The organism is Endozoicomonas sp. ALC013 (assembly GCF_049310205.1).
Taxonomy (GTDB): domain Bacteria; phylum Pseudomonadota; class Gammaproteobacteria; order Pseudomonadales; family Endozoicomonadaceae; genus Endozoicomonas.
The window spans coordinates 1-25,944 of record NZ_JBLYNS010000049.1 but is presented as its reverse complement, the minus strand read 5'-3'; the positions used below and the strand labels follow the sequence as shown (position 1 = coordinate 25,944).

The 25,944-nt window shown below is 47.3% G+C and carries 25 protein-coding genes and 1 pseudogene; 25 read left to right on the top strand and 1 reads right to left on the bottom strand.

Annotated features, from left to right (window positions below; translation table 11 throughout):
* Positions 1–18 precede the first annotated feature (18 nt).
* A complete protein-coding gene (locus ACO6V1_RS11125; protein WP_422444550.1) occupies positions 19–672 on the bottom strand; it encodes an outer membrane beta-barrel protein in 654 nt (217 codons plus the stop codon).
* An 863-nt stretch (positions 673–1,535) separates the two neighbouring features.
* Between ACO6V1_RS11125 and ACO6V1_RS11120 the strand changes: the two genes are divergently transcribed.
* The 25 genes and pseudogenes from ACO6V1_RS11120 to ACO6V1_RS11000 all read left to right on the top strand — a co-directional run.
* Positions 1,536–2,438: a LysR substrate-binding domain-containing protein gene (locus ACO6V1_RS11120; protein WP_422466887.1), complete on the top strand. Its 903-nt coding sequence runs from the start codon at positions 1,536–1,538 to the stop codon at positions 2,436–2,438.
* 339 nt (positions 2,439–2,777) lie between these two features.
* Positions 2,778–3,263, top strand: a complete 486-nt coding sequence (locus ACO6V1_RS11115; protein WP_422444554.1) for an ATP synthase subunit I — start codon at positions 2,778–2,780, stop codon at positions 3,261–3,263.
* 146 nt (positions 3,264–3,409) lie between these two features.
* Positions 3,410–4,291 (top strand): F0F1 ATP synthase subunit A, encoded by an 882-nt coding sequence (gene atpB, locus ACO6V1_RS11110; protein WP_422444556.1) that lies wholly within the window; start codon positions 3,410–3,412, stop codon positions 4,289–4,291.
* Positions 4,292–4,402: 111 nt separating this feature from the next.
* Entirely contained in the window at positions 4,403–4,654 is a 252-nt protein-coding gene (gene atpE / locus ACO6V1_RS11105; protein ID WP_020581950.1) for a F0F1 ATP synthase subunit C, read from the top strand.
* Positions 4,655–4,779: 125 nt separating this feature from the next.
* On the top strand, positions 4,780–5,250 hold the full coding sequence (locus ACO6V1_RS11100; RefSeq protein ID WP_101747445.1) for a F0F1 ATP synthase subunit B: 471 nt from the start codon (positions 4,780–4,782) through the stop codon (positions 5,248–5,250).
* A gap of 11 nt (positions 5,251–5,261) precedes the next feature.
* The gene (locus ACO6V1_RS11095; RefSeq protein ID WP_422444742.1) at positions 5,262–5,804 is read left to right on the top strand and encodes a F0F1 ATP synthase subunit delta; all 543 of its coding nucleotides are present in this window, start codon (positions 5,262–5,264) and stop codon (positions 5,802–5,804) included.
* Between the two features lie 186 nt (positions 5,805–5,990).
* Complete coding sequence (gene atpA / locus ACO6V1_RS11090; RefSeq protein ID WP_209276722.1) at positions 5,991–7,535, top strand: F0F1 ATP synthase subunit alpha; 1,545 nt, start codon at positions 5,991–5,993, stop codon at positions 7,533–7,535.
* Between the two features lie 99 nt (positions 7,536–7,634).
* Positions 7,635–8,495 (top strand): F0F1 ATP synthase subunit gamma, encoded by an 861-nt coding sequence (gene atpG / locus ACO6V1_RS11085; RefSeq protein ID WP_101747442.1) that lies wholly within the window; start codon positions 7,635–7,637, stop codon positions 8,493–8,495.
* 40 nt (positions 8,496–8,535) lie between these two features.
* Positions 8,536–9,912: a F0F1 ATP synthase subunit beta gene (gene atpD / locus ACO6V1_RS11080; RefSeq protein ID WP_101747441.1), complete on the top strand. Its 1,377-nt coding sequence runs from the start codon at positions 8,536–8,538 to the stop codon at positions 9,910–9,912.
* A 75-nt stretch (positions 9,913–9,987) separates the two neighbouring features.
* Positions 9,988–10,413: a F0F1 ATP synthase subunit epsilon gene (locus ACO6V1_RS11075; protein ID WP_163369859.1), complete on the top strand. Its 426-nt coding sequence runs from the start codon at positions 9,988–9,990 to the stop codon at positions 10,411–10,413.
* Between the two features lie 288 nt (positions 10,414–10,701).
* Positions 10,702–11,688 carry an archaetidylserine decarboxylase gene (gene asd / locus ACO6V1_RS11070; protein WP_422466885.1) on the top strand — a complete coding sequence of 329 codons (987 nt, stop codon included), beginning with the start codon at positions 10,702–10,704 and terminating at the stop codon, positions 11,686–11,688.
* 230 nt (positions 11,689–11,918) lie between these two features.
* The gene (locus ACO6V1_RS11065) at positions 11,919–13,151 is read left to right on the top strand and encodes an NAD(P)/FAD-dependent oxidoreductase (protein WP_422466883.1); all 1,233 of its coding nucleotides are present in this window, start codon (positions 11,919–11,921) and stop codon (positions 13,149–13,151) included.
* 89 nt (positions 13,152–13,240) lie between these two features.
* A complete protein-coding gene (locus ACO6V1_RS11060; protein WP_422466881.1) occupies positions 13,241–13,405 on the top strand; it encodes a hypothetical protein in 165 nt (54 codons plus the stop codon).
* A 139-nt stretch (positions 13,406–13,544) separates the two neighbouring features.
* Entirely contained in the window at positions 13,545–14,564 is a 1,020-nt protein-coding gene (locus tag ACO6V1_RS11055; RefSeq protein ID WP_422444566.1) for an AAA family ATPase, read from the top strand.
* A 12-nt stretch (positions 14,565–14,576) separates the two neighbouring features.
* The gene (locus ACO6V1_RS11050) at positions 14,577–14,915 is read left to right on the top strand and encodes a hypothetical protein (RefSeq protein ID WP_422444568.1); all 339 of its coding nucleotides are present in this window, start codon (positions 14,577–14,579) and stop codon (positions 14,913–14,915) included.
* A gap of 203 nt (positions 14,916–15,118) precedes the next feature.
* Positions 15,119–16,006, top strand: coding sequence for a helix-turn-helix transcriptional regulator (locus ACO6V1_RS11045; protein ID WP_422466879.1), 888 nt, complete (start codon positions 15,119–15,121; stop codon positions 16,004–16,006).
* Positions 16,007–16,013: 7 nt separating this feature from the next.
* Positions 16,014–16,925 carry a dynamin family protein gene (locus tag ACO6V1_RS11040; RefSeq protein ID WP_422444570.1) on the top strand — a complete coding sequence of 304 codons (912 nt, stop codon included), beginning with the start codon at positions 16,014–16,016 and terminating at the stop codon, positions 16,923–16,925.
* 63 nt (positions 16,926–16,988) lie between these two features.
* The gene (locus tag ACO6V1_RS11035; protein ID WP_422444572.1) at positions 16,989–19,244 is read left to right on the top strand and encodes a dynamin family protein; all 2,256 of its coding nucleotides are present in this window, start codon (positions 16,989–16,991) and stop codon (positions 19,242–19,244) included.
* A gap of 56 nt (positions 19,245–19,300) precedes the next feature.
* Positions 19,301–20,257 (top strand): hypothetical protein, encoded by a 957-nt coding sequence (locus ACO6V1_RS11030; RefSeq protein WP_422444574.1) that lies wholly within the window; start codon positions 19,301–19,303, stop codon positions 20,255–20,257.
* Positions 20,254–23,535, top strand: a complete 3,282-nt coding sequence (locus ACO6V1_RS11025) for a helicase HerA domain-containing protein (RefSeq protein WP_422466878.1) — start codon at positions 20,254–20,256, stop codon at positions 23,533–23,535. Before ACO6V1_RS11030 ends, ACO6V1_RS11025 begins: the two co-directional genes overlap by 4 nt.
* Entirely contained in the window at positions 23,535–24,140 is a 606-nt protein-coding gene (locus ACO6V1_RS11020) for an HNH/ENDO VII family nuclease (RefSeq protein WP_422444578.1), read from the top strand. Before ACO6V1_RS11025 ends, ACO6V1_RS11020 begins: the two co-directional genes overlap by 1 nt.
* Positions 24,140–24,541 (top strand): SMI1/KNR4 family protein, encoded by a 402-nt coding sequence (locus ACO6V1_RS11015; RefSeq protein ID WP_422444580.1) that lies wholly within the window; start codon positions 24,140–24,142, stop codon positions 24,539–24,541. The genes ACO6V1_RS11020 and ACO6V1_RS11015 overlap by 1 nt, the downstream gene beginning before the upstream one ends.
* 28 nt (positions 24,542–24,569) lie before the next feature.
* Positions 24,570–24,834 (top strand): annotated as a pseudogene (locus ACO6V1_RS11010) (integrase core domain-containing protein); the annotation flags it as partial.
* A 204-nt stretch (positions 24,835–25,038) separates the two neighbouring features.
* Positions 25,039–25,401, top strand: coding sequence for a winged helix-turn-helix domain-containing protein (locus ACO6V1_RS11005; protein WP_422444582.1), 363 nt, complete (start codon positions 25,039–25,041; stop codon positions 25,399–25,401).
* A 20-nt stretch (positions 25,402–25,421) separates the two neighbouring features.
* On the top strand, positions 25,422–25,944 hold a 523-nt coding region (locus ACO6V1_RS11000), incomplete at its 3' end, for a nucleotidyltransferase (protein ID WP_422466876.1).

The following is a 25,944-nucleotide window of genomic DNA, read 5'->3' as shown; positions in this document are numbered from 1 at the left end:
GGGCCTTTGGTGAGTCATTTAAAAGTGGATGGATGCGGCAACGTAAGCTTGGCAAGAGTCGTTTACTTTCAGTTTGGTATCCTCAAGCCCCTGGAAATGGTTAGAAATGCCGTTGGTCAGGTATTTTACGCCAGCTTCCAGATCGATATTGTCAATCTGATAAATTACACCTGCCTGGGCTCCGTAGGCAAAACCCCATTTCTTTTTAAAACTGTCTTCAACTGTCTTGTCGTCGGGAGTAGTAAAGGAACCACTGGCTTTTGTTTCTGTGGCACCAAGGGTTAAACCAACAAACGGCTGAACATCCCATTCAGGCATAAATAGATAATCGGCAGAAACCAGAAGGTTAAGCTGCTTAATGTCGTGAACTTTAAAATCGACACCGTTAGAGCCCCATTGAGCGTCTTTCGGCTTAAGATAACCAGCAGTGAAATAGACTCTGGCCTCGTCATCCATAAAGCCGCCAAGGCGAAGCCCGAAAAAGCCAGTATTGTCACTGTCATCAACCGATGTGCCGGAACCGTCAAGCTTCACTTTGGTCTTGGCATAGCCTCCTTCAAGGCCAACAAAAATATCATTCTCCGACCAGCCATCATCCCACCCGGTAGCCAGGGCAAATGAAGAAACTGCAGAAACCGCAAGCGCGGTTAATAGTGACGTTATCTTTTTCATGGTTATTCCATATCAAATGTGTGTACAAGAAATTACAAGCCTTATCTATGTGCAATAGATCAGGCTCGAAATAAGGAAGCGTTGCTAAAATAGTTTAATTTCTGAGTAAATAAGATAGGACACCTTAAAGTTTGAACTCAGAGTAAATATTAAAAACAGCGTTTCGTTATTAATCAGTGAGTTTATATAGAACACAAATTTGGTTTCTGCCATTTTCATTTGGTGTACTAAAGAACAATTTTTATTAAGGGTGGTTGGTTCTAAAGCATAAACACGGGGAGTGTAAATTAAGAAACAGGTAAAATTTTTCTTTTGAATTTGATTGCTAAGGTAGATGTCTTGAATATATTTTGAATATTAAAATATGTCACTAAAACAGTTATGTAACTTTATTGTTGTTCAATAATATTTGTTTTTAATGTTTTTTTAGAATTATCAGATTAACATTGATAGCGGTTGTTCTAGCTTGATGCATTATGCGTTTTGTTGTGATGATGACAAAAAAGCCACAGAAAAGTGGCTGATATTCATAACTTTGCCTGGATATCAATTGAGCTCTATTTAATATGCTTGTCAGCTTCTTTAAAGAAGAGTGCCATATCATTCCACGGCGTTGTCTTTCTGAGAATGCGTCTGCAAGTTACTATCGTTTCAAAATAGGGGGTCTGTTTCTTCAGCTCAACCCAGCCGCTGATACCACTGTTCTTCATGATACAACTCGAATTAACTGAATAAATTCAGTGATGGGATAACGATAATTTCAGTATATGTCGGTGAAATTATTATAAAAATCAATAATACTTTGTGAGCCTATCAAGTATTCTTATGCCTTGATTCTGTTGATGGAATAGGTTGTACATTAAATGCATATTACGCTTCGTCAGTTGGAAATATTTCGGGCGGTGGCTCAGTACGGAAGGGTGACTGGTGCTGCTGAGAGTTTGCATATTTCCCAACCGGCGGCCAGCATGGCGTTATCGGAACTGGAAAAGCACCTGGGGCCACTGTTTGACCGTAATCAGGGCGCAGGTCTGAAGATGAATGATTCCGGCCGTGCCCTGTTGCCAAAGGCATCCGAATTGATTGATCGCGCAAAGGAGCTGGAAAACCAGTTTGCCGGGGATGGATCCTATGAGTCGGGTTCTCTGGTTTTGAATGCCAGCTCCACCATAGGCAATAACCTGTTGCCCAAAATGCTTGCCCGATTCCGGGAAAGTTATCCCGGTATCAGAATTGATCTGGAAATTGATAATACCCGAGTCATTGAGCAGCGGCTGCTGGATTTCAACACAGATCTTGCGGTCGTCGAGGGTGTCTGCCTGCATCCGGATATCGAGGTAACCACATGGCTGGAAGATGAGCTGGTGGTTATTTGCAGCCCGGATCATCCATTGGCCAATAAGGGCAATATTCCACTCTCTTCACTCGCCAATGAGCTGTGGGTATTAAGAGAACCGGGCTCGGGTACGCGGGAACTGTTCGATGAGATGATTGCTACTCAGCTGCCGTCGCCTAAGGTTGCCATGGTGCTGAACCGTTCAGAAGCGGTGAAACAGGCGGTCAGTGACGGTGTTGGTATCGCCTGTATTTCAAGTCTGGCGGCAAAGTCCACTCTGGATACCGGGCATATGGCAACGATTGGGGTGACAGGGCTGAACCTGAAGCGTCATTTTTATCTATTGACCCATAAGAGAAAGTACAAAAGTACAGTTTTTACTCAGCTGTGCCAATTCATCCTTACAAGCAAGCCCTTTGAAAACGTTTGATTTTTATACACAGGGCATTTGATTTCTCAGACGCTGCTTTTACCGGCTAAATGTCAGGGCATATTCCCCTTTCCCTTATACGGCGCGTGCTGACCGGCTGTTCTACCGAATTCTATGTTTTATGACTTTGTGAAATATTAATTGGCAGGTATGGTTTCGGTTGAATATAGGTACTATTACCCATATACTGCGGCCGCTGGGATGTCAGAAATCATCAATCAAATAACAGGTGATGACATAATCCAACAAAATTTTACGCGGTGTGCATGCAATAATCTTTTGCTCCCCCTTTTCCTGATGAAAGCGGGGAAAGATAACTGAGCAGTAGTTAACGGAAGTATGTCAGAAGCAAAAGCCTGGAAGCAGCAGATAGCAATGGGTCGTGATGACTGGTCTGGATTTGCCAGCCGCAAGTCCGGTCGTTCTGATCATCGTCAATACATGTGGCTCCAACAGCCACCAGTGCATCGTGTTATTGTCGCCCAGTTGGTGGTATCTGCGGTGCTGGCCCTGGCACTGCTTCCTCTGGGAATCACTTTTACATTGTCTTCGTTTCTGGGAGGACTCTGTTGCTCACTGCCCAATGCGTATTTTGTATGGCGAGCGTTCCGCTATCGCGGCGCACGCTCGGCAAAACTGATTGTCAGCTCATTTTACCGTGGAGAAGCTGGCAAACTGGTACTGACCACAGCGGGTTTTATTCTGGTGTTTACCCTGGTTAAACCACTGGAACCCCTGGCACTGTTTGGAACCTTTATCATGGTTCAGGCAGTCAGCTGGTTTGCTCCATTGCTGGTGGTTCGTCGGCAAAAGCCAGTCAAGTAATGGTTGGTAAACAACGCCCCGCCCATGGCGGTTGATTGCTGAAAAGTGTTTAAGTGGAAAAGCTGCTTACGGCTTTGTCTGATTTCAGATCAGGCTCCTGGCAGCTTTGATATTGACAATGTAATGGATGATTAACAGGATTAGCCATGGCAAATACTGCTACTGAATACATACAGCACCACTTGCAGAATTTGACGTATGGTCAGCTGCCTGCTGGTTATCAGCGAATTGATGCTTATGGGCATCCTCAGGGGGTTCTGACCGAGCCAACCTGGACTTTTGCCCTGACCCCCGCTGAAGCCAAAGAAATGGGGTTCTGGGCAATTCATGTAGACAGCATGCTCTGGTCGGTATTCCTCGGCTTTGTGTTTGTTCTCCTGTTCCGCTTTGTGGCCAAAAATGCGACTGCCGGTGTTCCCGGTAAGCTGCAAAATGCCATTGAATCCATTGTCGAATTTGTGGACACCAGCGTTCGCGAATCCTTCCATGGCAAAAACCCACTGATTGCCCCCCTGGCCCTGACCATTTTTGTCTGGATCTTCTTCATGAACCTGATGGACCTGATTCCTGTGGACTGGATTCCCGGTCTGGCAACACTGGCAGGCATTCCCTACATGAAGATCGTGCCATCGACGGATCCGAACATCACCATGTCGATGTCGATCAGTGTCTTCTTCCTGATGCTCTTCTTCTGGATCAAGGTGAAAGGTGTGTCTGGCCTGTTTTCTGATCTGGCGCTGCACCCATTCTCCAGCAAGAATCCGCTGGCGAAGGTTATTCTGATTCCTGTCAACCTGCTGCTGGAAACGGTGTCCCTGTTAGCCAAACCCGTTTCCCTCGGGCTGCGACTGTTCGGCAATATGTATGCCGGTGAACTGATATTTATCCTGATTGCCATGATTGGCTGGGCACAGCTGCCACTGCATTTTGGCTGGGCTGTTCTGCACATTCTGGTTATTACCCTTCAGGCTTACATCTTCATGACCCTGACCATTGTTTATCTGAGCAGCGTTCATGAAGATCACTGAGTGAAAGGTAACCGGGCAGCATATCCTGTCAGGAGCTCTGCCCACTGGATAAATTAACTTTAACTAACCACTGAATCTCACAACACACGACCTGAAAAGTCGGGAGGAAATATGGAACTGGTAGTTGGTCTGACAGTAATCAGTGTTGCCATCATGCTGGGTGTAGCGGCGCTGGCAACGGGTATTGGCTTTGCCCTGCTGGGCGGCAAATTCCTGGAAGGGGTTGCCCGTCAGCCGGAAACTGCGCCTATGCTGCAAACCAAAATGTTCATCGTTGCGGGTCTGCTGGATGCGATCCCAATGATTGCCGTTGGTATTGCCCTGTTCTTCACCTTTGCTAACCCGTTCGTTGGACTGCTCTAAGCAAAGACGTTAATGCCCGACCAGGTGCCAAGCCACGCAGGTCGGTTCCCCCGGGAGCCGACCTGCGTTGAGAAAAGGCCAGGCTCTGAAAGGAGCCAACGACATTAACTAAAAGAGGTGTTGGCGTGAATTTAAATGCTACTCTGATCGGCCAATCCATCGCTTTTATGTTCTTTGTGTGGTTCTGCATGAAATATGTGTGGCCACCTCTGACCAAAGCGCTGAGTGACCGACAGCAAAAAATAGCCGATGGTCTGGCTGCTGCTGATAAAGCAGAAAAAGACCTGGCTCAGGCCAATGACAAGGTTGCTGACCTGCTGAAAGAAGCAAGAGCTGAAGCCCAGGGCATCATTGAGTCAGCCAACAAGCGCGCAAACCAGATTGTCGATGAAGCCAAAGAACAGGCCCGTGCTGAAGGTGACCGCCTGAAGGCCGCTGCTGCTGCTGAAATTGAGCAGGACGCTAACCGGGCTCGTGAAGCACTGCGGACGCAGGTGGCAAGCCTTGCTATTGCCGGTGCTGAACGAATTCTGGGTGAACGTCTGGACGAGGCAGCGAACAGCAAGCTGGTTGATGATCTGGCGGCGGAACTTTAAGAGGGCTGGAGATCATGGAATTAACAACCTGTGCCCGTCCCTACGCCAAAGCGGCATTTGAATATGCCCGTGATGCATCACGTTTGAGCGAATGGTCTGACATGCTGTCGCTCTGTGCCAGTGTGAGTGCATACCAGAAAGTGGTTGAGCTGCTGGGCAATCCGCAACTGAGTGGTGCGCAACAGGCAGAAACCATTATCGGACTGTGTCAGGGCGACGGTTCACTGGATCAGCCGTTTGAGAATTATCTTCGGGTATTGTCAGAACATCGTCGTCTGCAACTGCTGCCTGAAATCGCTGTCCTGTTTGCCCGGTTGAGAGCGGAAGAAGAACGTTCCCAGCAGGTGCAGGTGACGTCAGCGTATCCCCTGAGTCAGGAGCAGCAAGATAAACTGGCAGAAAAAATGGCGGCCAGACTTGGACGTTCTGTTCAACTGGTGACAGAGATCGACAGTAGCATTTTAGGTGGCGTTATCGTCAAAGCGGGTGACCTGGTCATTGATGGCAGTCTCCGTGCCCGGCTGGGCAAGCTCGCCGATGCGATGATTTCCTGAGTAATCAATACAGCCTTGAGCTCAACAATAGAGAGTAGGAGGCCGCGGCGCTCATGAGCCCAAAGGTGCAGTTTTTCACTCAGGCTTCTGTCAGGTGCCAACAGCAATAGTGCCCAGGGCGGAATAAGCCATCGGGTTGAGAATCAATAAAACTGTACGTTTGTGGTTAAGTGGGGCAGGTAAGCTATGCAGCAACTGAATCCTTCCGAGATCAGTGACATCATCAAGAGCAGAATCGAGCAGCTTGATGTGTCCAGTGAAGCCCAGAATGAGGGCACGATTGTCAGCGTAACTGACGGTATTGTACGTATTCATGGTCTGGCGGATGCCATGTACGGGGAGATGATCAAGTTCCCGGGCAATGTCTACGGTATGGCACTGAACCTTGAGCGTGACTCTGTCGGTGCAGTGGTCCTGGGTGACTACGGCGATCTGGCGGAAGGCCAGACCGTTCAGTGCACCGGTCGAATTCTTGAAGTACCCGTGGGCAATGAACTGCTCGGGCGTGTGGTTGATGCCCTGGGTAACCCCATTGATGGTAAAGGTGCCTTGCAAACCGGGCAAACCTCTCCCCTGGAAAAAGTAGCACCCGGCGTGATTGCCCGTCAGTCGGTGGATGAGCCGGTGCAGACCGGCTACAAGGCCGTTGACTCCATGGTGCCCATCGGCCGTGGCCAGCGTGAGCTGATCATCGGTGACCGTCAGACCGGTAAAACCGCCCTGGCGATCGACGCCATCATTAACCAGAAAGGCACCGGCGTTAAGTGTGTCTATGTTGCTGTGGGTCAGAAGCAGTCCACCATTGCCAACGTGGTGCGCAAGCTGGAAGAGCACGGTGCCATGGACCACACCATTGTGGTGGCAGCCGGTGCGGCTGATCCGGCGGCCATGCAGTTCCTGGCACCGTTTGCCGGCTGCTCCATGGGGGAATACTTCCGTGACCGTGGTGAAGATGCCCTGATCGTCTACGATGACCTGACCAAACAGGCCTGGGCTTATCGTCAGATTTCCCTGCTGCTCCGTCGTCCACCGGGCCGTGAAGCTTATCCTGGCGATGTCTTCTACCTGCACTCCCGTCTGCTGGAGCGTGCGGCACGGGTGAACGCGGATTACGTTGAGAAGTTCACCAACGGTGAAGTAAAAGGCAAGACCGGTTCCCTGACCGCACTGCCCATCATCGAAACCCAGGCGGGTGACGTATCGGCCTTCGTACCCACCAACGTTATCTCCATTACCGATGGTCAGATCTTCCTTGAAACCGACCTGTTCAACGCCGGTATCCGTCCTGCCATGAACGCCGGTGTCTCGGTATCGCGGGTAGGTGGTGCAGCCCAGACCAAGATCATCAAGAAGCTCGGCGGTGGTATCCGTCTGGCCCTGGCCCAGTACCGTGAACTGCAGGCGTTTGCCCAGTTTGCTTCTGACCTGGATGAAGCCACCCGTAAGCAGCTGGAGCATGGTCAGCGGGTTACTGAGCTGATGAAACAGACCCAGTACGCCCCCATGTCGGTAGCGGAAATGGGACTGGTTATCTTTGCCGCTGAGAAAGGGTTCCTGGCAGATGTGGCCCTGAACAAGATTGGTGACTTTGAAGCCGCCCTGATCAGCTATGCCAACGCTGAGCACAGTGCGCTGATGGCGACCATCAATGAGTCCGGGGACTACAACGGCGAGATTGAAGCAGGCCTTAAAGAAGTCATTGAGAAGTTCAAGGCCACCCAGACATGGTGATCAGTTGTCAGTGGGCAGTTGTCAGTGGGCAGTGAACAGCCTGACTGGCAACTGGCCACCCATAACTGACCACTGATCACTGACAACTGGAAACTGATTATGGCCGGGGCAAAAGAGATACGGACGCAGATATCGTCCATTAAAAGCACACAGAAAATTACCAGCGCCATGGAAATGGTGGCTGCCAGCAAGATGCGTAAGGCCCAGGAGCGGATGGAAACCAGCCGCCCCTATGCTGAGCGTATTCGTCAGGTGGTAGGACACATCGCCAACGCGAATGCAGAGTACGAACACAGCTTTATGGTTGAGCGTGACGTCAAACGGGTTGGCTTCATTATCGTCTCTACTGACCGTGGTCTCTGCGGTGGCTTGAACATTAACCTGTTCAAGAAGACCGTAGAAAGCATGAAGGCGTGGACTGACCAGGGTGTCGGCATCGACCTCTGTCTGATTGGCAGCAAGGCTGCCGCCTTTTTTCGCAGCTATGGTGGTAACGTCGTGGCAGCCATGGCGCATATTGGGGACTCACCCAACATTGCCGACCTGATTGGCGGGGTCAAAGTGATGCTGGACCGTTACGACGAGGGGCAAATTGACCGTCTGTTTGTGGTGCACAACGACTTCGTCAACACCATGACCCAAACGCCGCAAGTGCAGCAACTGCTGCCATTGGTACCGGATGATGACGCGTCCCTGAAGAGACCCTGGGACTACCTGTATGAGCCTGATGCCAAAGAGCTGCTGGATGGTCTGCTGGTACGTTATATCGAGTCTCAGGTGTTCCAGGCGGTGGTTGAAAATAATGCCTGTGAACAGGCGGCTCGAATGGTGGCCATGAAGAGTGCCACCGATAACGCCGGAAACCTGATTGATGACCTGCAGTTGGTCTACAACAAGGCCCGTCAGGCTGCGATCACACAGGAATTGTCTGAAATTGTCAGCGGTGCTGCGGCTGTTTAAAAGCGTGGCCGTTTAAAAGATTAAGGGGTGAGGAAAGACTATGAGTAGCGGTCGTATCGTACAAATTATCGGTGCCGTCATCGACGTCGAATTCCCACGGGACAGCGTGCCCAAAGTGTATGACGCACTGAATGTTGATGGAAAGGATCTGGTACTGGAAGTTCAGCAGCAGCTGGGTGATGGTGTCGTTCGTTCCATTGCCATGGGTTCTACCGAAGGGGTTGCCCGTGGTTTGAACGTTGCCAACACGGGAGCACCGATTCAGGTGCCAGTGGGTACCAAAACCCTGGGACGTATCATGGACGTCCTGGGTAATCCTATTGATGAAAAAGGCCCTATCGGGGAAGAAGAGAGAGCGGCCATTCACCGTAAGGCACCCAGTTACGCGGACCAGGCCGCCACCAACGAGCTGCTGGAAACCGGGATCAAGGTTATCGACCTGGTTTGCCCATTTGCCAAAGGTGGTAAGGTGGGTCTGTTCGGTGGTGCCGGTGTGGGTAAAACCGTCAACATGATGGAGCTGATCCGTAACATCGCCATCGAGCACTCCGGTTACTCGGTATTTGCCGGTGTCGGTGAGCGTACCCGGGAAGGTAACGACTTCTACCACGAAATGACCGACTCCAACGTTATCGACAAAGTATCGCTGGTGTACGGCCAGATGAACGAGCCACCCGGAAACCGTCTGCGTGTCGCCCTGACCGGTCTGACCATGGCGGAAAAATTCCGTGATGAAGGCCGTGACGTACTGCTGTTCATTGATAACATCTACCGTTACACCCTGGCGGGCACCGAAGTATCGGCACTGCTGGGCCGTATGCCGTCTGCGGTAGGTTACCAGCCAACCCTGGCGGAAGAGATGGGCGTACTGCAGGAACGTATTACCTCCACCAAGACCGGTTCCATCACATCTATTCAGGCGGTATACGTACCGGCGGATGACTTGACTGACCCATCCCCTGCAACGACATTCTCCCACCTGGATGCCACCGTAGTACTGAGCCGTGATATCGCTTCCAAGGGTATCTACCCGGCGATTGACCCACTGGACTCCACCTCCCGTCAGCTGGACCCTCTGGTCATTGGCCAGGAGCACTACGACGTTGCCCGTGGTGTGCAGACAGTACTGCAGCGCTATAAAGAGCTGAAAGACATCATTGCCATTCTGGGTATGGACGAACTGTCTGAAGAAGACAAGCAGACCGTATCCCGCGCCCGTAAGATTGAGCGATTCCTGTCTCAGCCCTTCTTCGTAGCAGAAGTATTCACCGGCTCTCCGGGTAAATATGTGCCATTGAAAGACACCATTCGTGCCTTCAAGGGCATTCTGGAAGGTGAGTTTGATGCGCTGCCAGAACAGGCTTTCTATATGGTCGGTTCCATTGACGAAGCGGTTGAAAAAGCCAAGTCTATGTAAATAAGACCGCTGCCCGAAAAGACGCATGTTCCTACGGGAGGCGGGCAGTGGGCAATTCTGAGGAGATAGCACCCAATGGCATCAACCGTAGATTGTGACATCGTTAGTGCCGAGCAGGAGATCTTCAAAGGTCAGGTAGAGATGTTGATTGCTACCGGCTCCATGGGAGACCTGGGCATTACCCCAGGGCATACTCCGCTGCTGACCGAACTGAGACCCGGACCGATCCGACTCATTACCCAAAATGGTGAAGAAGAGGTTTTCTACGTGTCCGGTGGCTTCCTGGAAGTCCAGCCAAACCAGGTCAAGATCCTGGCGGATACGGCACTGCGAGCCGACGACATGAATGAAGCGGCGGCTGAAGAAGCCAAGCGTCAGGCAGAAAAAGCCCTGGAACACCAAAGTGGCGAATTCGACTACTCCAGGGCAGCCACCCAACTGGCTGAAGCGGCTGCCCAGCTCAGAACCCTTCAGGCGGTTCGCAAGAAACTGGGCAAATAAGTTCAGTTCTTGTGCTGTCAAAGAGCCCTGCTTTTGCAGGGTTTTTTTATGATGAAATCATATCTTGATTTTTATCTTATTAATCATTGAGTTAACAAATAACGCTACTTTATGGAGACTAAAGTTTAATAGTAAATAGTATTTAGTGAGCTTACCTTATCGTATCAAGACACTTCTTATGGGCAAACCTATACCAAGCATTTGAGTAATAACTCAATAGTGGATAATTACTTCACATCAACCTGATTAATTTGTTGAAGTACTCAATAAATCAAGGAAGAATTAATTATGAACTCATCAGCTATCATACCTGAAAAAACCGCTCGGCAAGTTACTTTTAGTCCTGAAGATGCTCATAAGACAAAAGGCAGAAAGAAAAAATGGGCAGGATTGAAAGTAAGAAAAATGGCAGCAAACTCTTTTGAAAAACTGACGATTAAGCTTCAGATGAAGTTACCACACAAAACTTTCTCCAACCTGTTTGGAAAATTAGCTGAATGCAAAACAAAGGTTATAAAAAACTGGTTAATCCGCAAATTTATCTGGATGCATAACATTAATCTTCAAGAGGCTACTAAAAAGCGAGCTGAAGATTTTGAATGTTTCAATGACTTTTTTACTAGAAAGTTGGAAAAAGATGCACGACCCATTGCTTCAATTACAGAAGTTGCCTCACCTGTTGATGGAACAATTAGCCAGGCTGGGAAAATAGATTCAGGAGAACTTATCCAGGCCAAAGGACATACATACAATATCAAAGATTTATTAGGTGGAGATCAGGAGCTTTCTGATGCTTTCCAGGGGGGGAGTTTTGCCAATATCTATTTATCACCTGGTGATTATCACCGTTTTCACATGCCCATATCCGGAAAACTGAAAAAGACGATCCATATTCCGGGTAAGCTATATTCCGTCAGTCCCAAATCGGCAAAAAATATTGATAATTTGTTCGTCAAGAATGAGCGGTTAGTTTGTATTTTTGATACAGCCCAGGGCCCTATGGCAATGATTATGGTAGGGGCAATTAATGTATCCAGTATTGAAACCGTTTGGGAGAATGGGATAATTGAGCCTCATAGAAAAGGTGGGAAGCGTGCGCACATTCATGAAAAGAGTTTTAATGATTTACCCTTTCGTATTGGAGATGATCTGGGGGCGTTTCGTATTGGCTCAACCGTGATATGTCTTTTTGGAAAAGATAAGGTTGATTGGCAAGAGAGTTTAATCACAGGTAAGAAAATTAAAATGGGAGAGGCAATAGGCTCTCTTAAATAAGCATAGAAAACTGGTAAACATCATCCTCAGTCACTGGTCAGGAGGTTTCGCTATGATACACCTGAATGAGACCGAAGCCGCTTCCGGAAAAAAAGCCCTGATGTATTCCCATGCATAAATGGCTGTTTGTTTTGATGAATGTGCACTCTGTGCCAAAAAAATCGGATTCTGGAACCTTCTTCTTATATTCGCTATAGTTCGCGCCTTCCATTATCAGATGCAAGACCTCTATGCCAGTAAATCAACCCTTATTACCATCCATGCAATACGATGCCGTTATTATTGGAGCGGGGGCTTCCGGGTTGATGTGTGCACTGACGGCAGGTGATCGCGGCCGAAAGGTGCTGGTCATCGACCATGCCAATAAGATTGGCAAGAAAATTCTGATTTCCGGCGGTGGCCGCTGCAACTACACCAATATGTACGCTGAACCGGCAAACTACCTCTCCCAAAATCCCCATTTCTGTAAATCGGCACTGGCCCGCTACACCCAGTGGGATTTTCAGGCGCTGGTGGATAAGCACCAGATTCCCTGGCATGAGAAAACCCTGGGGCAGCTGTTCTGCAACCAGCAATCCAGCGATATCGTAGAGATGCTGGTGGAAGAGTGCAGAAAGTCCGGTGTCGCCACTCGCCTGAAGACAGCATTACATCACGTTAAACCATTGGATGATGAAGAAGGCTTTACGCTGGATACGACATTGGGAGAAATCCGCTGCACATCGTTAGTGGTGGCCACCGGTGGCTTGTCATTCCCCACCATGGGCGCTTCCGGTCTTGGCTATGAACTGGCCGAGCAGTTCGGTCATCATTTAATTGAAAGGGTGCCAGGCCTGGTGCCATTCACCATGGACAAACAGTGGCTGGCCCACTTTATTGAGTTATCCGGTGTGAGTGCCGATGTCATCGCCAGCTGCAATGGCCAGAGCTTTCGGGAGAATGTCCTCTTTACCCACCGAGGGCTGAGTGGGCCTGCCATATTGCAGATCTCCTCCTACTGGCGGCCTGGCGATAAAGTTTCCATCAACTGGCTACCGGGTATCGCCATAGAGGACTGGTTGAATGAACTCAGAGAAGCAAAACCCAGGGCTGAAATTCGCTCAGTACTCTCAGATAAATTAACCAAACGTCTGACAACCGCTCTATGCACTTATGGAGAACTGCAAAAATTGACAGACAGTGGTCGTAAGCCCATGAACCAGTTTTCTGCAACTGAGCTGCTGCGCCTGGCCGAAAACCTGGAATCCTGGGTATTTATGCCAGCGGGCACCGAAGGTTATAAAAAAGCCGAAGTCACTCTGGGCGGCGTAGCTACCAACAATATTTCATCAAAAACCTTCGAAAGCCAGAACCAGCCAGGGCTTTATTTTGTGGGTGAAGTACTGGATGTCACCGGCCACCTCGGCGGGTTCAACTTCCAGTGGGCCTGGGCTTCGGGGTACTGTGCCGGGTTGTACGTATAAATTTGTATAATCCTAATAAATCGTGCACGTAAACAATATATCATGCACATAGACAGTGAATCGTGCACACTAAACTTCGATTGTTATGTATGCGTCAGAACCAGCAGCTGGAATTGCGTAAGTTTGACGAACAGTTGCGGCACCTCACCGACCTACGCATTGCCCTGGATCTGAATGATGGGGTAAAGGTGAACTATGGCAAGTTTGGTACACTGTTGGCTAATGTGAAGGACGTGACGGGAGTGAAAGGATAATGGGCAACACACATCCGATGTGGATCGACCATATCCGGGTTGAAAACTTCAAGTCCCTGGTGGGTTTGACCTATCCCTGCATAGCTTCAACTGCCTGATAGGGCTCAATGGTGCCGGTAAGTCCACAGTGTTGCAGTTTATGGATTTTCTGGCCCAACAGGTCAAAGGTGATATTAAGGGATGGCTTGAAGAGCGTGACTGGAAAGCTTCTGAGCTGACCAGTCGCCTTGGCAAAAGCAGGAAGAAGCTGATCTTGTTTACCGTGAGCATGCACTTGATGGATGGGTCCATGACGACCTGGGAAGCGGTATTTAACACAGATCAGCAGCGTTGTACCCAGGAAAAGATTGTGCTGGATTGTGTGAACTTCACAACGTATACGCTGCTTACGGTGGCTGATGGCGCTTACACCCTGGGTAATATCCACCAGCCCATCCGTTTCTCCTACCAGGGGTCAATTCTTTCCCAGTTGCTCGACAAGGAGCTGTCTGATGAGCTGAAAGTGTTCAAATTGTTCTTCCGGCAATTTCGTTCTCTGGAATTGCTGGCTCCCCAGTTTTTGCGGCAAAAAGCCAGAAACAGTGAAGGAGAAATGGGGTTGGGTGGACAAAGAATGTCTGCCTATATCCATGAGATGTCTCAGGAATATAAAAATGCACTGCGGGACCGTTTGAAAAAGGCCTATCCAAGACTTCAGGAGATTAAAACCCGGTCAATACGATCCGGCTGGAAAGCACTGAATATCGCCGAGGTCTTCGAACATCAGGAGCTGCCAACGGAAGCTCGCCATGTTAACGACGGTATGTTGCGAATTATGGCCATTCTGGCCCAGCTGATGACCGAGCACAGTTTTATGGCCTTTGATGAGATTGAGAACGGCATCAATCCAGAGCTTATCGAGTTTTTGATTGATACATTGGTGCAGGCGGAGCAGCAGGTTCTGGTATCGACTCACAGCCCGATGATTCTCAATTTTATGGAGGACGATATTGCAACCAGAAGCGTGCAGTATCTCTACAAAACGGCGGAAGGGTATACCCGGGCTATCCCGTTTTTCTCCATTCCCTCTCTGAAAGAAAAGCTTGCAGTAATGGGACCCGGAGAGGCTTTTATTGATACTGACCTGAATCGACTGGTTGATGAAATCAACTCACTGTAACAGGGGTTACCGATGTATTTGCTGTTCAGTGGTGAGGGCCCTACCGATATGGGGCAAGGCACGGTCGCGAATGAAGTCTGTGAAGGCGAGCAGTTTCAGCCAGGCCCGATGGCCTGGTTTGCCGATCAGTGGGTAGAGCGCAAATCCTACCTTTCTCATATTGAGCACGACTTGTGTGGGTTTATCCCCAAATCGCAACTGGAAGCAAGAGCCAAAGCCAACACCTCCAGAAAAGCCATGGGGCTGCGTGGCAAAAAACACCCCGAACATGAGACACGTTGCTATTACAAAAATGCCAAGGCTATGGCTCAAATTGCAAAAGAAAGGCTGCTATTTGCAGAGCAATGGTAAAAACATTGAAATCTGATGGTAAGGCATATTGCTGAATAATAGCGTGCCCGTTAGCAAGATTGGTTAAGTTACTTGAAATATACGTCTTTGATCATATATTTGAAGTTATATATTCTGATTTATTGATCTGTGTGGACACAACCTGTCCATCCATTGTTGTATTATTAGGTGTCTTTTAGTGGTTTGTGGTCTATCGGTACCTGATGAGAAATACCTTTCTTGCCAATCGTCTTGCTGACATTATTCTGCTTGCTCATAGCGGCCAACCCTTGAAAATTCAAGAGTTGGCAGAGCGGTATAGTGTCTGCACAAAAACCATTCGCAGGGATTTGGATCGTCTTGGCACGGCTTTGGATCGTTGTCCGATCACTGGTACTTATAGGCTTACATCGACATCGACTCATGTATTCAACGAGCATGACTTGGTTAGCCTTATCGACAGGCTTGGTTTAAAAAAGGCTCTTCCTCACAAAACTGCAAGGTTTCTGATCAATTTTGTCAACCAGAATACCGGTGGTTGTTACCATTTTCAGGAAGCACCTCTGGAAATGGATTTTATTGAGTCACTCCATACGCTCATTGAAAAAGCCATTCAGAGTAAGCGAGAAGTTCAATTTCTATACAAGAACAAAACTCGTAAAGTTAATCCTTACATGATGGTGTTCTACCGGGGAAGTTGGTATCTGGCTGCTACTGCAGAAGGTGTTCTGAAAGCATTTTCTCTTGCGCGCATTAAGCTGGCATCTTTAGGAAATGAGCACTTTGCTATTGATGAAGCTATTATCAAACAGATCAAAGAGCATGACTCTGTCTGGTTTGGTCAACCCGAATTTGAAGTTACGCTTGAAGTTCACCCTGATGTGGCATTCTTTTTTGAGAGAAAGGCGCTCCTACCCAGACAGGAGATTCTTGAGAAAAAGCCGGATGGCACGCTGATTATCCGGGCTTGCGCTTGGAGTTATTCACAGATCGTTCCCCTTGTTCAGAGCTGGATTCCCAATATCAAGGTCATCTCACCCAGGAAACTGCACCAACATATTCAGCAGAATTTTACCCAGTGGTTAGCCAGTTCAGGCAATATTTCGGATTAAGTTATTCATGAGCAAATCCTCTAAAACTATTTTGGTTGCGGCAACAATGAGTGCTGGTAAGTCTTCATTGATAAACGCTTTGCTTGGCAAAGATTTACTGCACTCTGCGAATGAAGCGACCACTGCGAAAGTCGCGCGAATCACGATTGTCAAAAAGGGGCGTGCAAAAGCCACTGCATACTGCTGTGAAGGTCTGCCCGCTGAGATGAGCAGGCTATTATCTGCAGATCAGATGAAAGAGTGGAACAGATCTGATGATGTTTCATCAATGGATATCCGTTTTCCGGCCTCAAGCGGTTTGCTGAGTTCCAAGCTTTCGGGATACACCTTCATAGACACTCCCGGAGCAAATAACAGTATGGATGAGCGGCATCGGGCAACTTTTATTGAAGCGATTAAGTCATATCCGGACAGTACATTACTCTACGTAATCAATGTTACCCAGCTTGGAACTACTGATGATGTGGAAGTCCTCAAGACCATCAGGGAGATCCATCCAACAGACCAAGTGATTTTTGCCCTGAATAAAGTTGATGCCCTTGATGAAGAACTCGGTGAAACAGCAGAGCGCTATGTTCGTAATGCCGAGAAGTATTTATCAGGGCTTGGCTTTCAAAATCCCGTGATTATTCCTGTTATGGCGCTTCCTGCATTGACCGCAAAGAAGTTTGTGAAAAATGTCGAAGTAGGGCGTAGTGATCGAAATATGCTTTTCTCTGAGCTTGAGCGTTTCCGTGACAGCGCTCTACATCTAAGCAATGCAGCAATCATGCCCCACAGGATCAAGCGCAATCAGCGTCGGAGACTTAATAATGCATTTAAGGGCGGGTTTGAGGAGATGAGCCGTAAAGAGCTTAAAGCTTTTATCGATTACACAGGGCTAAGCACAATTGAAGCATTGGTCACTCAATCGGCTTGAAGAGCGACGACATTTCCAGATACCTCATTAACATCTTTACGAGCATAAGAGCAGTACATACTAATGAATCATATATATATCGAGCACAATCCATTTCTGGTTGAAACCAGGTTTTTGATTGATGGCCAGGCTCCTTCTGAAAGTTCAGATATTGCAGGATACAGCACCAAACGCTTACAGCTATGGGTAGAGCAGATCTTTTTTAAACTGCGTGACATTTTTAATGGCAGTTCCAGTTTTTATATCGAGTTTACCGGCGTTGAATCCGATTACGAGGATCTGAAGGAAGCAGCTCAAAAAGCCATGAATGCCGGAATGATGATTGAACTTAGCTGGAATCCGGTAGAGCCAACGGAGAGCCGACTGGATAAAATCAAACAGTTGATGGCCAGGGTCCAAAATACCCCCAAGTTTGAAAAATATCTGGCAAACAGCGGGGATGATGCGCAGCGAGATTTTCTGGAAGCACTGAACAATAACTTTGACGTTTATGTTGTCGCTACCATGTCTTCCGGTAAATCAACGTTCATTAATGCAATGTTAGGGCAGGATTTGCTACCTGCGGCTAATGAAGCAACCACAGCGACGATTGCTCATATTCATGACGACAAAGCTCAGGGAGTGGTATTCCGGGGAGAGTGTTTCAATCGAGAAGGAGACGAGGTTGAACGTTGTGAGGCTGTTCATCTGGATATTCTTCGTCAATGGAACGCTGACAAAGAAACCAAAACAATCTCATTACACGGCGATATTCGTTCAGTCGCAAAAAATGACAATGTGCAATTGGTGCTGACTGACACTCCGGGACCTAACAACAGTCAGGATGCAGAGCATGAGAGAACTACTCTTGGCTTTATTCAGGACTCCCGCCGGAACCCATTGATTGTGTATGTTCTCAATGCAACGCAACTGGGTACCAATGATGATCGAAATTTGCTCAGGCTTGTTTCTGACATCATGAGTAAGGGTGGTAAGCAGAGTAAAGATCGCTTCCTGTTTGTTGTGAACAAGATGGATATGTTTGACCCCGAAAAAGGTGAAAACATTGCCGAAGCACTTGACCGGGTAAGAAAGTATTTGCTGGAAAATGGGATTCATGACCCAAATATTTATCCGGTTTCTGCCCGTATGGCTTATTTGTTGCGCAAGCAGGGTGAACTGACCCGGACAGAGCGTGGCGATAAACGGAATATCGAAGAGTTACTTCTTGAAGAACCTACCATGGCATTTCCTCAATATATGCCGTTGAGCCCAAAAGTGGCTGCGGCAATGGAGGATAAATCAACGTCGCAGGCTTTACGAAACAGTGGTTTACCCGCAATTGAAGCGGTGATTGATGAATACATCAACAAATACAGTTTCCCTATGCGTTTAAATCGCGCCCATCAGGCATTGACTTCTGCTATAGAGCAAGGTATGCAGGAAGCAGAGTTGATCCGCCAGTTGGAGACCGACGAGAAAGAACTTCATCAGTTATTGGTGGAGATCGAGAGCCTGAAGGAACGTCGTGACCGAGGCTTTAATACTCAGGCTTACAAGGAAAGGATCAAACATGAGGGGCATGACCTTCCGCCTGAAATTCAGAGCCAGTTAAATGAAATGGAAGGCCGAATTTTAGGCAATATTCGCGAACTTGGTGATGATTTTGTTGGTGAGACAACTGCCCGTAATGCAGAAAAAAGACTGGAGATAGCTTCCAGAGATATTGAGTTTGCCTTCAATAAGACCATTAACGAGTACGAACAGGCTTTTCAGGGTTCTCAGGAGCTAATAAAGTCTCAGCTTCATGATGAGTACCTCAAACACATTGCTTCCCTGTTCCCTGATAGTCGTTCTCTGGAGTTACCCGCATTTAAGAGTTTAAAGGAGTCCATTAGCTCTATATCTCTTGATATTGACCTCCAAAGAGATGAGATTCGCTCAAGAGAGGTGATTACTGGCTATAGAACCGTTAGCACATCCAAGTGGTATAACCCTTTCTCATGGGGAAGCTCTAAAGAAGTTGCCGTGTATAGTACGGAAGAATACGTTGATCTTCAGGATCTATGGAAAGAACGAGTCATCGTTATTCGAACAGAGTTTATGAATCTTAAGAATGGTGCGATTCAGCGCATTATTGATGATAAAGATAAGTTGATTGATAACTACCTGAATTTTATCGAAGAAGAATTCATGACTAAGTTTGATGCTTTGCTTGATGACTTAAACTGCAAAGTCGCGAATAAGGATGAGCGGGAAAAAGCGATCGCTCAAGCTAAAGCGGAACAAAAAGAAATCAGTAAACTAAAGCAGGAACTGGCAACAATCTTGCAGTTCTGATCTACACAAAAGCCACCAACTGTCTATGTGGGTGGTATTTTCCAGGAATTTTGAGCATGGCAAGTGAGATTGGAAGATCTGCTTTAGAGCTGACAGCCGCCGATTTTAAAGCACTATTTATAGGGTTTATTCAGGATCGGAATCAAACACCTGAGCTTTTGCGACAGGAGTTTGCTTCTTTCCCGGAAGACAAACGAGCACTCTTGGAGGAATACCGGGTTGATAGCTTGACAGAAGCTATGTCGGAAAATCCGCAAGAGTGGTTACGCCCTGGTTATTTCGATAAACAGGCACAAATGGCAAAACAAAATTTTTGTCAGAAGCGCATTGAGCACCTTATAAAGGTGAAAAGTCATTTGATTGAACAGGGAATTGCCGGGTTTACGTTATCAGAAGCCAGTGCATCCCAGCCTCAGCATTCATTATCACCATCACAGGATCATTCCATGAGTGGAGAATTTACTACTATAAACCTGAATGGTTTTCAGCCATCCCGACCTCTTGCCAATAGTGTTAATGATGGGGATTTATCCAAAATCAGGATGGCTCTTTTCATGGAGATGAACGACAAAACACTGGGCAATACATATATTCGGCAAGCAATAGCCTGGGCGTTAAAACAAAAGCCAAACCTCTTCGTTTCATACGAAGAAAATGCTTACGCACAGGCTATCAACCCGGATATGACCCAATGGAGTGCAGACTACTACGGGCTGCAGGAAGTTTATGCCTCTTCCAATTTTTCAGAAAAACGTCTCAGCCATATGCTTGCTGTTAGAGAGCGGGTATTTAGTATTAAAGAGCACCCGGTTTCCACTTCACAGACTCCAGTGCAGCAAAGCTCACAAACCCGACCAAACAGGCCGGAGCAAAGTAGTCAAAATACTAATCGCTCAGAGCGAGAGAAGCCTGAGAGTGTTGACTCTGGAAAGAACAGTATCTTACCTATTCTTGTTATTGCCGGTGTATTGGCTGTTGTGGCTGCTGTACTGCTGGCTACGATTATTGGTTGAGTATTCCTATGAACGACCTAACACACACACCTGAAAACCAGACCGCCCAACAACGGATGCAGCTGTTCCAGAGAAAAACAGCACTAAGCACACTGAATACGGCTCATGACCTGATTAATAAAAGCTATCTGGCAGAGTTAAAGCATTATGATGTGCTGCCTATTAATAGCCAGTCTATTGGTCGGATCAATCGTGGTGCGGATGTACGTATTTTTCGTATTGAACGGCTTGTTCAGGAGAACAAGCAGTCTGTTCTGGAAAGTATTACCGCTGCGTACACCGCCCTGGGTGCAGCGGGTTATACGGTTTTTGTTTTTCTGAAATCGGATGGTAATGAAACCCTGCTCTTTATAGGTACTCGCGGAGAGCCGGGCAAAATGCTGGGTAAAAACTCTGGCGACTTGCTGGAAGCAACGTTTAAAGGGCACTTCCCGGGCAGTTTGCTTCGCTCTCTTAACGGACCTGATGTAGATACTTTGCTTGATAGTCTGACGGAAGCGGTTCAAAGCTCAACTGTGACGGCAGTCAGTAGTGTTCCTTCTTTGTCTACAGCAGACCAGGAACACTTTATGCAGGGGCTGGAACGATTTATCGATGCCGCAGAAAGTAAGGTGTATGAAGGCTTGATTCTGGCTGAACCTGTGTCGATGCAGGAGCTGAATACTGTCAAAACCGGCTATGAGCAGGTTGCTACTCAGCTTTCAGCGTTAGCCAAACGTCAGTTTTCTTATGGTATTCAGGATAGTGAGGCAGTAAGTCAGAGCATTAGTGATGGCTTAAGTAAATCCCTTGGTGAAAGTTTAGGGCTGACCGAAACCAAAGGAACCAGTGGAAATAATACCCAAACAAGCAGTCAGACCTATGGGACAAACAGTAGCACAACTGAAGCAGATTCAGCGAGTAGGGCTTTGGGATTAGGCGCATTGGCGCTTGGAGTGGTTTTTGCTCCTGTGACTGGAGGTATGAGTTTAGTTGGAGCGACAGGTGCTGCGAGTTTATTCCAAACAACGAAAACTGAGGGTACTTCCTCTTCTTCTTCGGCAGGTGAAAGTCAGACGCAGTCAACCAACTACTCAACTGCTAACAGCCGAACAACCACCCAGACTGATACAATCAGTCGTACCAATACACAGGGTTTGACTCAAACTCGTGGAGAATCCAAACAAATCAGCTACGAGACCATGGATAAAGGCATCATGGGGATGCTGGATAAAATTGATCATCATCTGGCACGTATCAACGAAGCCAAAAGTCATGGTGGCTGGTTAAGTACTGCATACTTTATTGGTGACAGCCCGGCGACCACAGAATCTCTGGCCAGTATCTTTCTGGGTTTAACCAGAGGCACCCAGTCGTCTACGGAAGATTTTGCATTAACAACCTGGAATGGCAAGAAAGGGGCAGAAGTATCCCAGTGGCTCGGACAGCTTATGCATCCTCGTCTAAGACCTACTTTTGCCGCGAATGCCCGAATTGCTCACCTGACACCAGCAACATTAGTCTCTGGCAAGGAGATGGCAATTCAGTTGAGTCTTCCCCGCCGTTCAACTTCAACAGTTGTTGTGCAGGAAACAGCAGCGTTCGGGCGCAAGGTTCAGTCTCTGAATACGTCTGAAGTACAAAACGATAAAGAGCGAACAATCGAGTTGGGCAAAGTGCGGCATTTATGGACAGACCTTTCCCAGAAAGTAAATCTGAATCTGGATTGTCTGACCGGTCATGTTTTTATCACTGGTTCCACCGGATCAGGAAAAAGTAATACTGCTTATGAGCTTCTTGATCAGTTGCAGGAAAAGAGTATTCCTTTTCTGGTCATTGAACCGGCGAAAGGTGAATACAAGCATGTTTTTGGGAACAGGGATGATGTTCGAGTTCTCGGCACCAACGGCAAATATACCGAATTGCTGAAGATTAATCCGTTTTCATTTCCCGAAGAAACCCACGTATTGGAACACGTTGATCGGCTTATAGAGGTCTTCAACGTTTGCTGGCCAATGTATGCGGCGATGCCAGCCATTCTGAAAGATGCTGTATTGCGAAGCTATGAGCAATGCGGATGGAATTTATCGAGTTCAGTCCAAAATACGACAAAAGTCTTTTTTCCGACGTTTGCTGACTTACTTGTGCAGCTAGAACAGGTTATTGCTCAATCTGCTTATTCGGAAGAGATGAAGAGCAATTACACGGGTGCACTGGTGACACGCATCCGATCCATGGTTAATGGGTTAAGTGGGCAGATTTTCTCTGCTGATGAAATCAGTACTGAAGAGCTATTTGATCGGAATGTCATCGTAGATTTGAGCCGGGTGGGTTCCCAGGAGACCAAGTCCCTGCTTATGGGGCTATTGGTTATAAAACTCAGCGAATATCGCGCTGAGCAGGCGTTGATGAACCAGCCTCTGCGTCATGTAACCGTTCTCGAAGAGGCTCATAATATTCTGAGAGCCAGCAATATCAGCTCAGGTGCGGAAGGAAGCAATATGGCAGAAAAGTCTGTCGAGATGCTTTCTAATGCGATCGCAGAGATGAGAACCTATGGTGAAGGTTTTATTATTGCTGACCAATCACCATCTGCGGTGCATCTCAGTGCTATTCGCAATACCAATACCAAAATCCTGATGCGTCTTCCGGATGAGGCCGACCGTTTTCTTGCTGGAAAGTCGGCAGCACTAACGGATGACCAGCTTGATGAGCTGGCTCGTTTGCCCAAGGGGGTTGGTGTTATCTACCAGAATGATTGGCTTGAAGCGGTACTGTGTAAGATCAACCACTTTGCTGTTGAGGATGGCTTTTACCTTTATAAGAAGGAGGTTGATTTATGGGATGAAAAGCAATACCGTTCTCATTTACTACAGTGGTTACTGGCTCCAAGGTGCCGTGAATCCTCAAAAGTCCCGTTGGAAGCCCTTGTTACTAGTCTTGATAAAAGTAGCTTGCCTGCACATCAGAAAATGGCCCTGAATGAATCTCTTAGAGATGGAGCTAAGTCTGAACGGCTGTCAATTCACGAAGACAGTCATTTTCAGTTACTTGCTTGTACCATCGTAGACATTCTCGGCTGTGAACAGAAAATTCGAGAGGCTATAGATTCTGTTGCTGATGTAGAGGAGCTGCACGCACTTCTTACTGATTTGGTTCAAGAACAGTTAGGAAATGTTTCTACAAACATGATGTTAACTGTTGAACAGTCATTTATGAAAAGTATGACGCGTAGAGGCAGAGATTATCAGCACCTATACGTTGCCTGGAATAACTACATTACCCGTGAGAGTGCCTGATGATGGACATAACAGCATTTAAAGAAGTGCTATCAGAGCAGCGGCCTGCCATTTTCAGTTCTTTTGAAAAGTCGGATCTTTCAAAGGAAGAAATGAAGGCTTTGGATAGTCCTATCACTGATAGGATTAGCTCAAGAAGCGAGCTGGAGGCAATATCTGATAGCCAGGCTGAAGGTTTACAAGAACGGGGATATTCCGACAAAGTCATTGAAGCTATTGGCAGTAAACAAGAAGCGGATATCTATTGTGACGCGAATCTTAGGTGTGAGGTTGTCAATGGAAAGGATGCACTTGTTCGGAGCGATATTGATCTGGACATAAGAGATGACTTTGGAAAAACCAATCTGGAAAGGATGGAAAGTGGCAAGGCACCAATCGACAGTAATGGTAGGCCTTATGAGCTACACCATATTGGTCAAACATCTGATGCTCCCTTAGCAGAACTGACTAAGGCAGAGCATATGAGCAATGGTAACGACATTGTTTTGCACGATAAGCAGAAAGAGTCGGAAATTGACCGTTCAGAGTTTGGAAAAGAGCGGGCAGAACACTGGAAGGCTCGTGCTGAAGCTATAAATGCCGAACTAGAAAATAGGGTTGTGTAATGAATAAACTGGCAGCAAAAATAGATACCAATCAGGCGGATACTTTGCCGGCAGCAATATCCCAGATTGAGCAGGCAGAAGCGCAGTTGGGTATGGTACTCTCTCCAGAATATAAGACGTACTTACAAAGTTTTGGGGTGATCTCCTATGAGTCCCATGAAACCTTTGGGTTGGGTGTAAAGGAGGACTCTTATCTGAATATCGTAACTGCTCTTAAGGACTTTCGAGGTATTTCAGGGTTTCCGAAAGCACTAATCCCTCTGGCGGAAATTGGTGATGGCCATTACTACATGTATGACAATAATAGAGGAAAAGTAGTTAGTATCGCCTTGCCGGATCTAGGCGTAAAAGACATCAATGATGACCTAGAAGGCTTTTTGCTGGACTTGATGTTTAGTTAGTTCTCGCGTAAGCGTTCAAGCAGGGGGAGACCCCGAACACACGAAAACCAAAGCGAGGCACCCACAAACCAATGGGATCTACGAGCGCTTCCATAAAACGATTCTGAACGAGTTCTATCAGAAAGAAGGTCTACACTGATTTGACTGAATTACAGAAGGACTTGGATGCTTGGGTGGAATACTACAACACAGAACGGACCCACCAGAGAAAAATGTGTTGTGGAAGGACACCCTTGCAGACATTGGGATCAGACTTCTTGGCGGCTTTCGTTTCAGAACTTCCCCGCTTTTAAGGGGATTAAGACTTATCAATCAAACTGCCCAGCCCTCTTCATCCACACCTGATCCATAAAGGCTATCGCTGGGCAATATCACAGGCTCCTAGAGCTGCCATTAACAAAAAGACCTACAATATAGGTCATATATACTATTATAAAGGTCATACAACCTATAAAAGAGGTCATAATAACTGGCGCATATCGCTAAGGAGTTCAGCTATGTTCATGTTAAACGGAATATTATCGGGGAAAAGTCAGGAAAGCGTATTGCTTTTTATCCTGGTCAGAGAGCGAGGCTATGGAAGGGAAATAGCCGAATTCTTTGATCTGCCTGTCAGTCAGGTACAGAAGCAGCTAATAAAGCTGGAAGATGCGGGGATTCTGGTGTCAAAACGAATAGGCAAGACGCTGTGTTTTGAATTCAGCCCTCGTTACGCCTTTATTGCCCCCTTGAAAGAACTGCTCAAGGCGGTCTTGAAAGCGTACCCTGAGCAACTGAGAAGTAAATTGGTTATGAATAGATCCCGGCCGAGAAAATCTACCAAACCAACTGAGTACTTAAGAAAGAGGCAAACCGGTTGAAAAAATCAGATTTCACTGGATTGAGCATTGTATCTGTCGCAACCAGGGTTGCATGCCACCTGGCTGAAGCCGGAATAGAGTGTGTTGTGGTCGGTGGTCTGGCCGTTGAGATATACACCGGGAACCGATACCAGACGCTTGATATTGACATGGTTAATGTCTCAATGAACACTCAAAAAGCACTGGATGCGGCGATGAATGCTATTGGTTTTGTCCGTAAAGGCAGATATTACCACAATACAACGACACAATTTTTTGTCGAATTTCCTTCTCCGCCCCTTGGTGTTGCTGATGATATAACGGTGAAGCCAGTCACTATAGCAACGGGCTCAGGGACTTTGCAGGTTTTAAGCCCTGTAGATATGATCCGGGATAGACTGGCATGGGCTTGTAATGGCACAGTTGATCGGCAAGCTATCACCCAGTCTATATGCCTGATGCTCAATCAAAACAGGACACCATCTGAATTCTCCGCGTTTATTCGCAAGCAGAGCGAATCGGCTTCCGCTTACCATCTCATAACCACGCTGTGCAACAATACAT

Excerpts from the sequence above, each read along its gene's own strand:
- ACO6V1_RS11005 (WP_422444582.1), top strand. The coding sequence starts at position 25,039 with ATGTTCATGTTAAACGGAATATTATCGGGGAAAAGTCAGGAAAGCGTA.
- ACO6V1_RS11055 (WP_422444566.1), top strand. The coding sequence starts at position 13,545 with ATGGATTTTCTGGCCCAACAGGTCAAAGGTGATATTAAGGGATGGCTT.
- ACO6V1_RS11045 (WP_422466879.1), top strand. The coding sequence starts at position 15,119 with ATGAGAAATACCTTTCTTGCCAATCGTCTTGCTGACATTATTCTGCTT.
- ACO6V1_RS11020 (WP_422444578.1), top strand. The coding sequence starts at position 23,535 with ATGATGGACATAACAGCATTTAAAGAAGTGCTATCAGAGCAGCGGCCT.
- ACO6V1_RS11015 (WP_422444580.1), top strand. The coding sequence starts at position 24,140 with ATGAATAAACTGGCAGCAAAAATAGATACCAATCAGGCGGATACTTTG.
- ACO6V1_RS11060 (WP_422466881.1), top strand. The coding sequence starts at position 13,241 with ATGCGTCAGAACCAGCAGCTGGAATTGCGTAAGTTTGACGAACAGTTG.
- atpG (WP_101747442.1), top strand. The coding sequence starts at position 7,635 with ATGGCCGGGGCAAAAGAGATACGGACGCAGATATCGTCCATTAAAAGC.
- atpB (WP_422444556.1), top strand. The coding sequence starts at position 3,410 with ATGGCAAATACTGCTACTGAATACATACAGCACCACTTGCAGAATTTG.
- asd (WP_422466885.1), top strand. The coding sequence starts at position 10,702 with ATGAACTCATCAGCTATCATACCTGAAAAAACCGCTCGGCAAGTTACT.
- ACO6V1_RS11050 (WP_422444568.1), top strand. The coding sequence starts at position 14,577 with ATGTATTTGCTGTTCAGTGGTGAGGGCCCTACCGATATGGGGCAAGGC.
- ACO6V1_RS11125 (WP_422444550.1), bottom strand. The coding sequence starts at position 672 with ATGAAAAAGATAACGTCACTATTAACCGCGCTTGCGGTTTCTGCAGTT.
- ACO6V1_RS11115 (WP_422444554.1), top strand. The coding sequence starts at position 2,778 with ATGTCAGAAGCAAAAGCCTGGAAGCAGCAGATAGCAATGGGTCGTGAT.
- ACO6V1_RS11030 (WP_422444574.1), top strand. The coding sequence starts at position 19,301 with ATGGCAAGTGAGATTGGAAGATCTGCTTTAGAGCTGACAGCCGCCGAT.
- atpE (WP_020581950.1), top strand. The coding sequence starts at position 4,403 with ATGGAACTGGTAGTTGGTCTGACAGTAATCAGTGTTGCCATCATGCTG.
- ACO6V1_RS11065 (WP_422466883.1), top strand. The coding sequence starts at position 11,919 with ATGCCAGTAAATCAACCCTTATTACCATCCATGCAATACGATGCCGTT.
- atpD (WP_101747441.1), top strand. The coding sequence starts at position 8,536 with ATGAGTAGCGGTCGTATCGTACAAATTATCGGTGCCGTCATCGACGTC.
- ACO6V1_RS11040 (WP_422444570.1), top strand. The coding sequence starts at position 16,014 with ATGAGCAAATCCTCTAAAACTATTTTGGTTGCGGCAACAATGAGTGCT.
- ACO6V1_RS11120 (WP_422466887.1), top strand. The coding sequence starts at position 1,536 with ATGCATATTACGCTTCGTCAGTTGGAAATATTTCGGGCGGTGGCTCAG.
- ACO6V1_RS11075 (WP_163369859.1), top strand. The coding sequence starts at position 9,988 with ATGGCATCAACCGTAGATTGTGACATCGTTAGTGCCGAGCAGGAGATC.
- atpA (WP_209276722.1), top strand. The coding sequence starts at position 5,991 with ATGCAGCAACTGAATCCTTCCGAGATCAGTGACATCATCAAGAGCAGA.
- ACO6V1_RS11035 (WP_422444572.1), top strand. The coding sequence starts at position 16,989 with ATGAATCATATATATATCGAGCACAATCCATTTCTGGTTGAAACCAGG.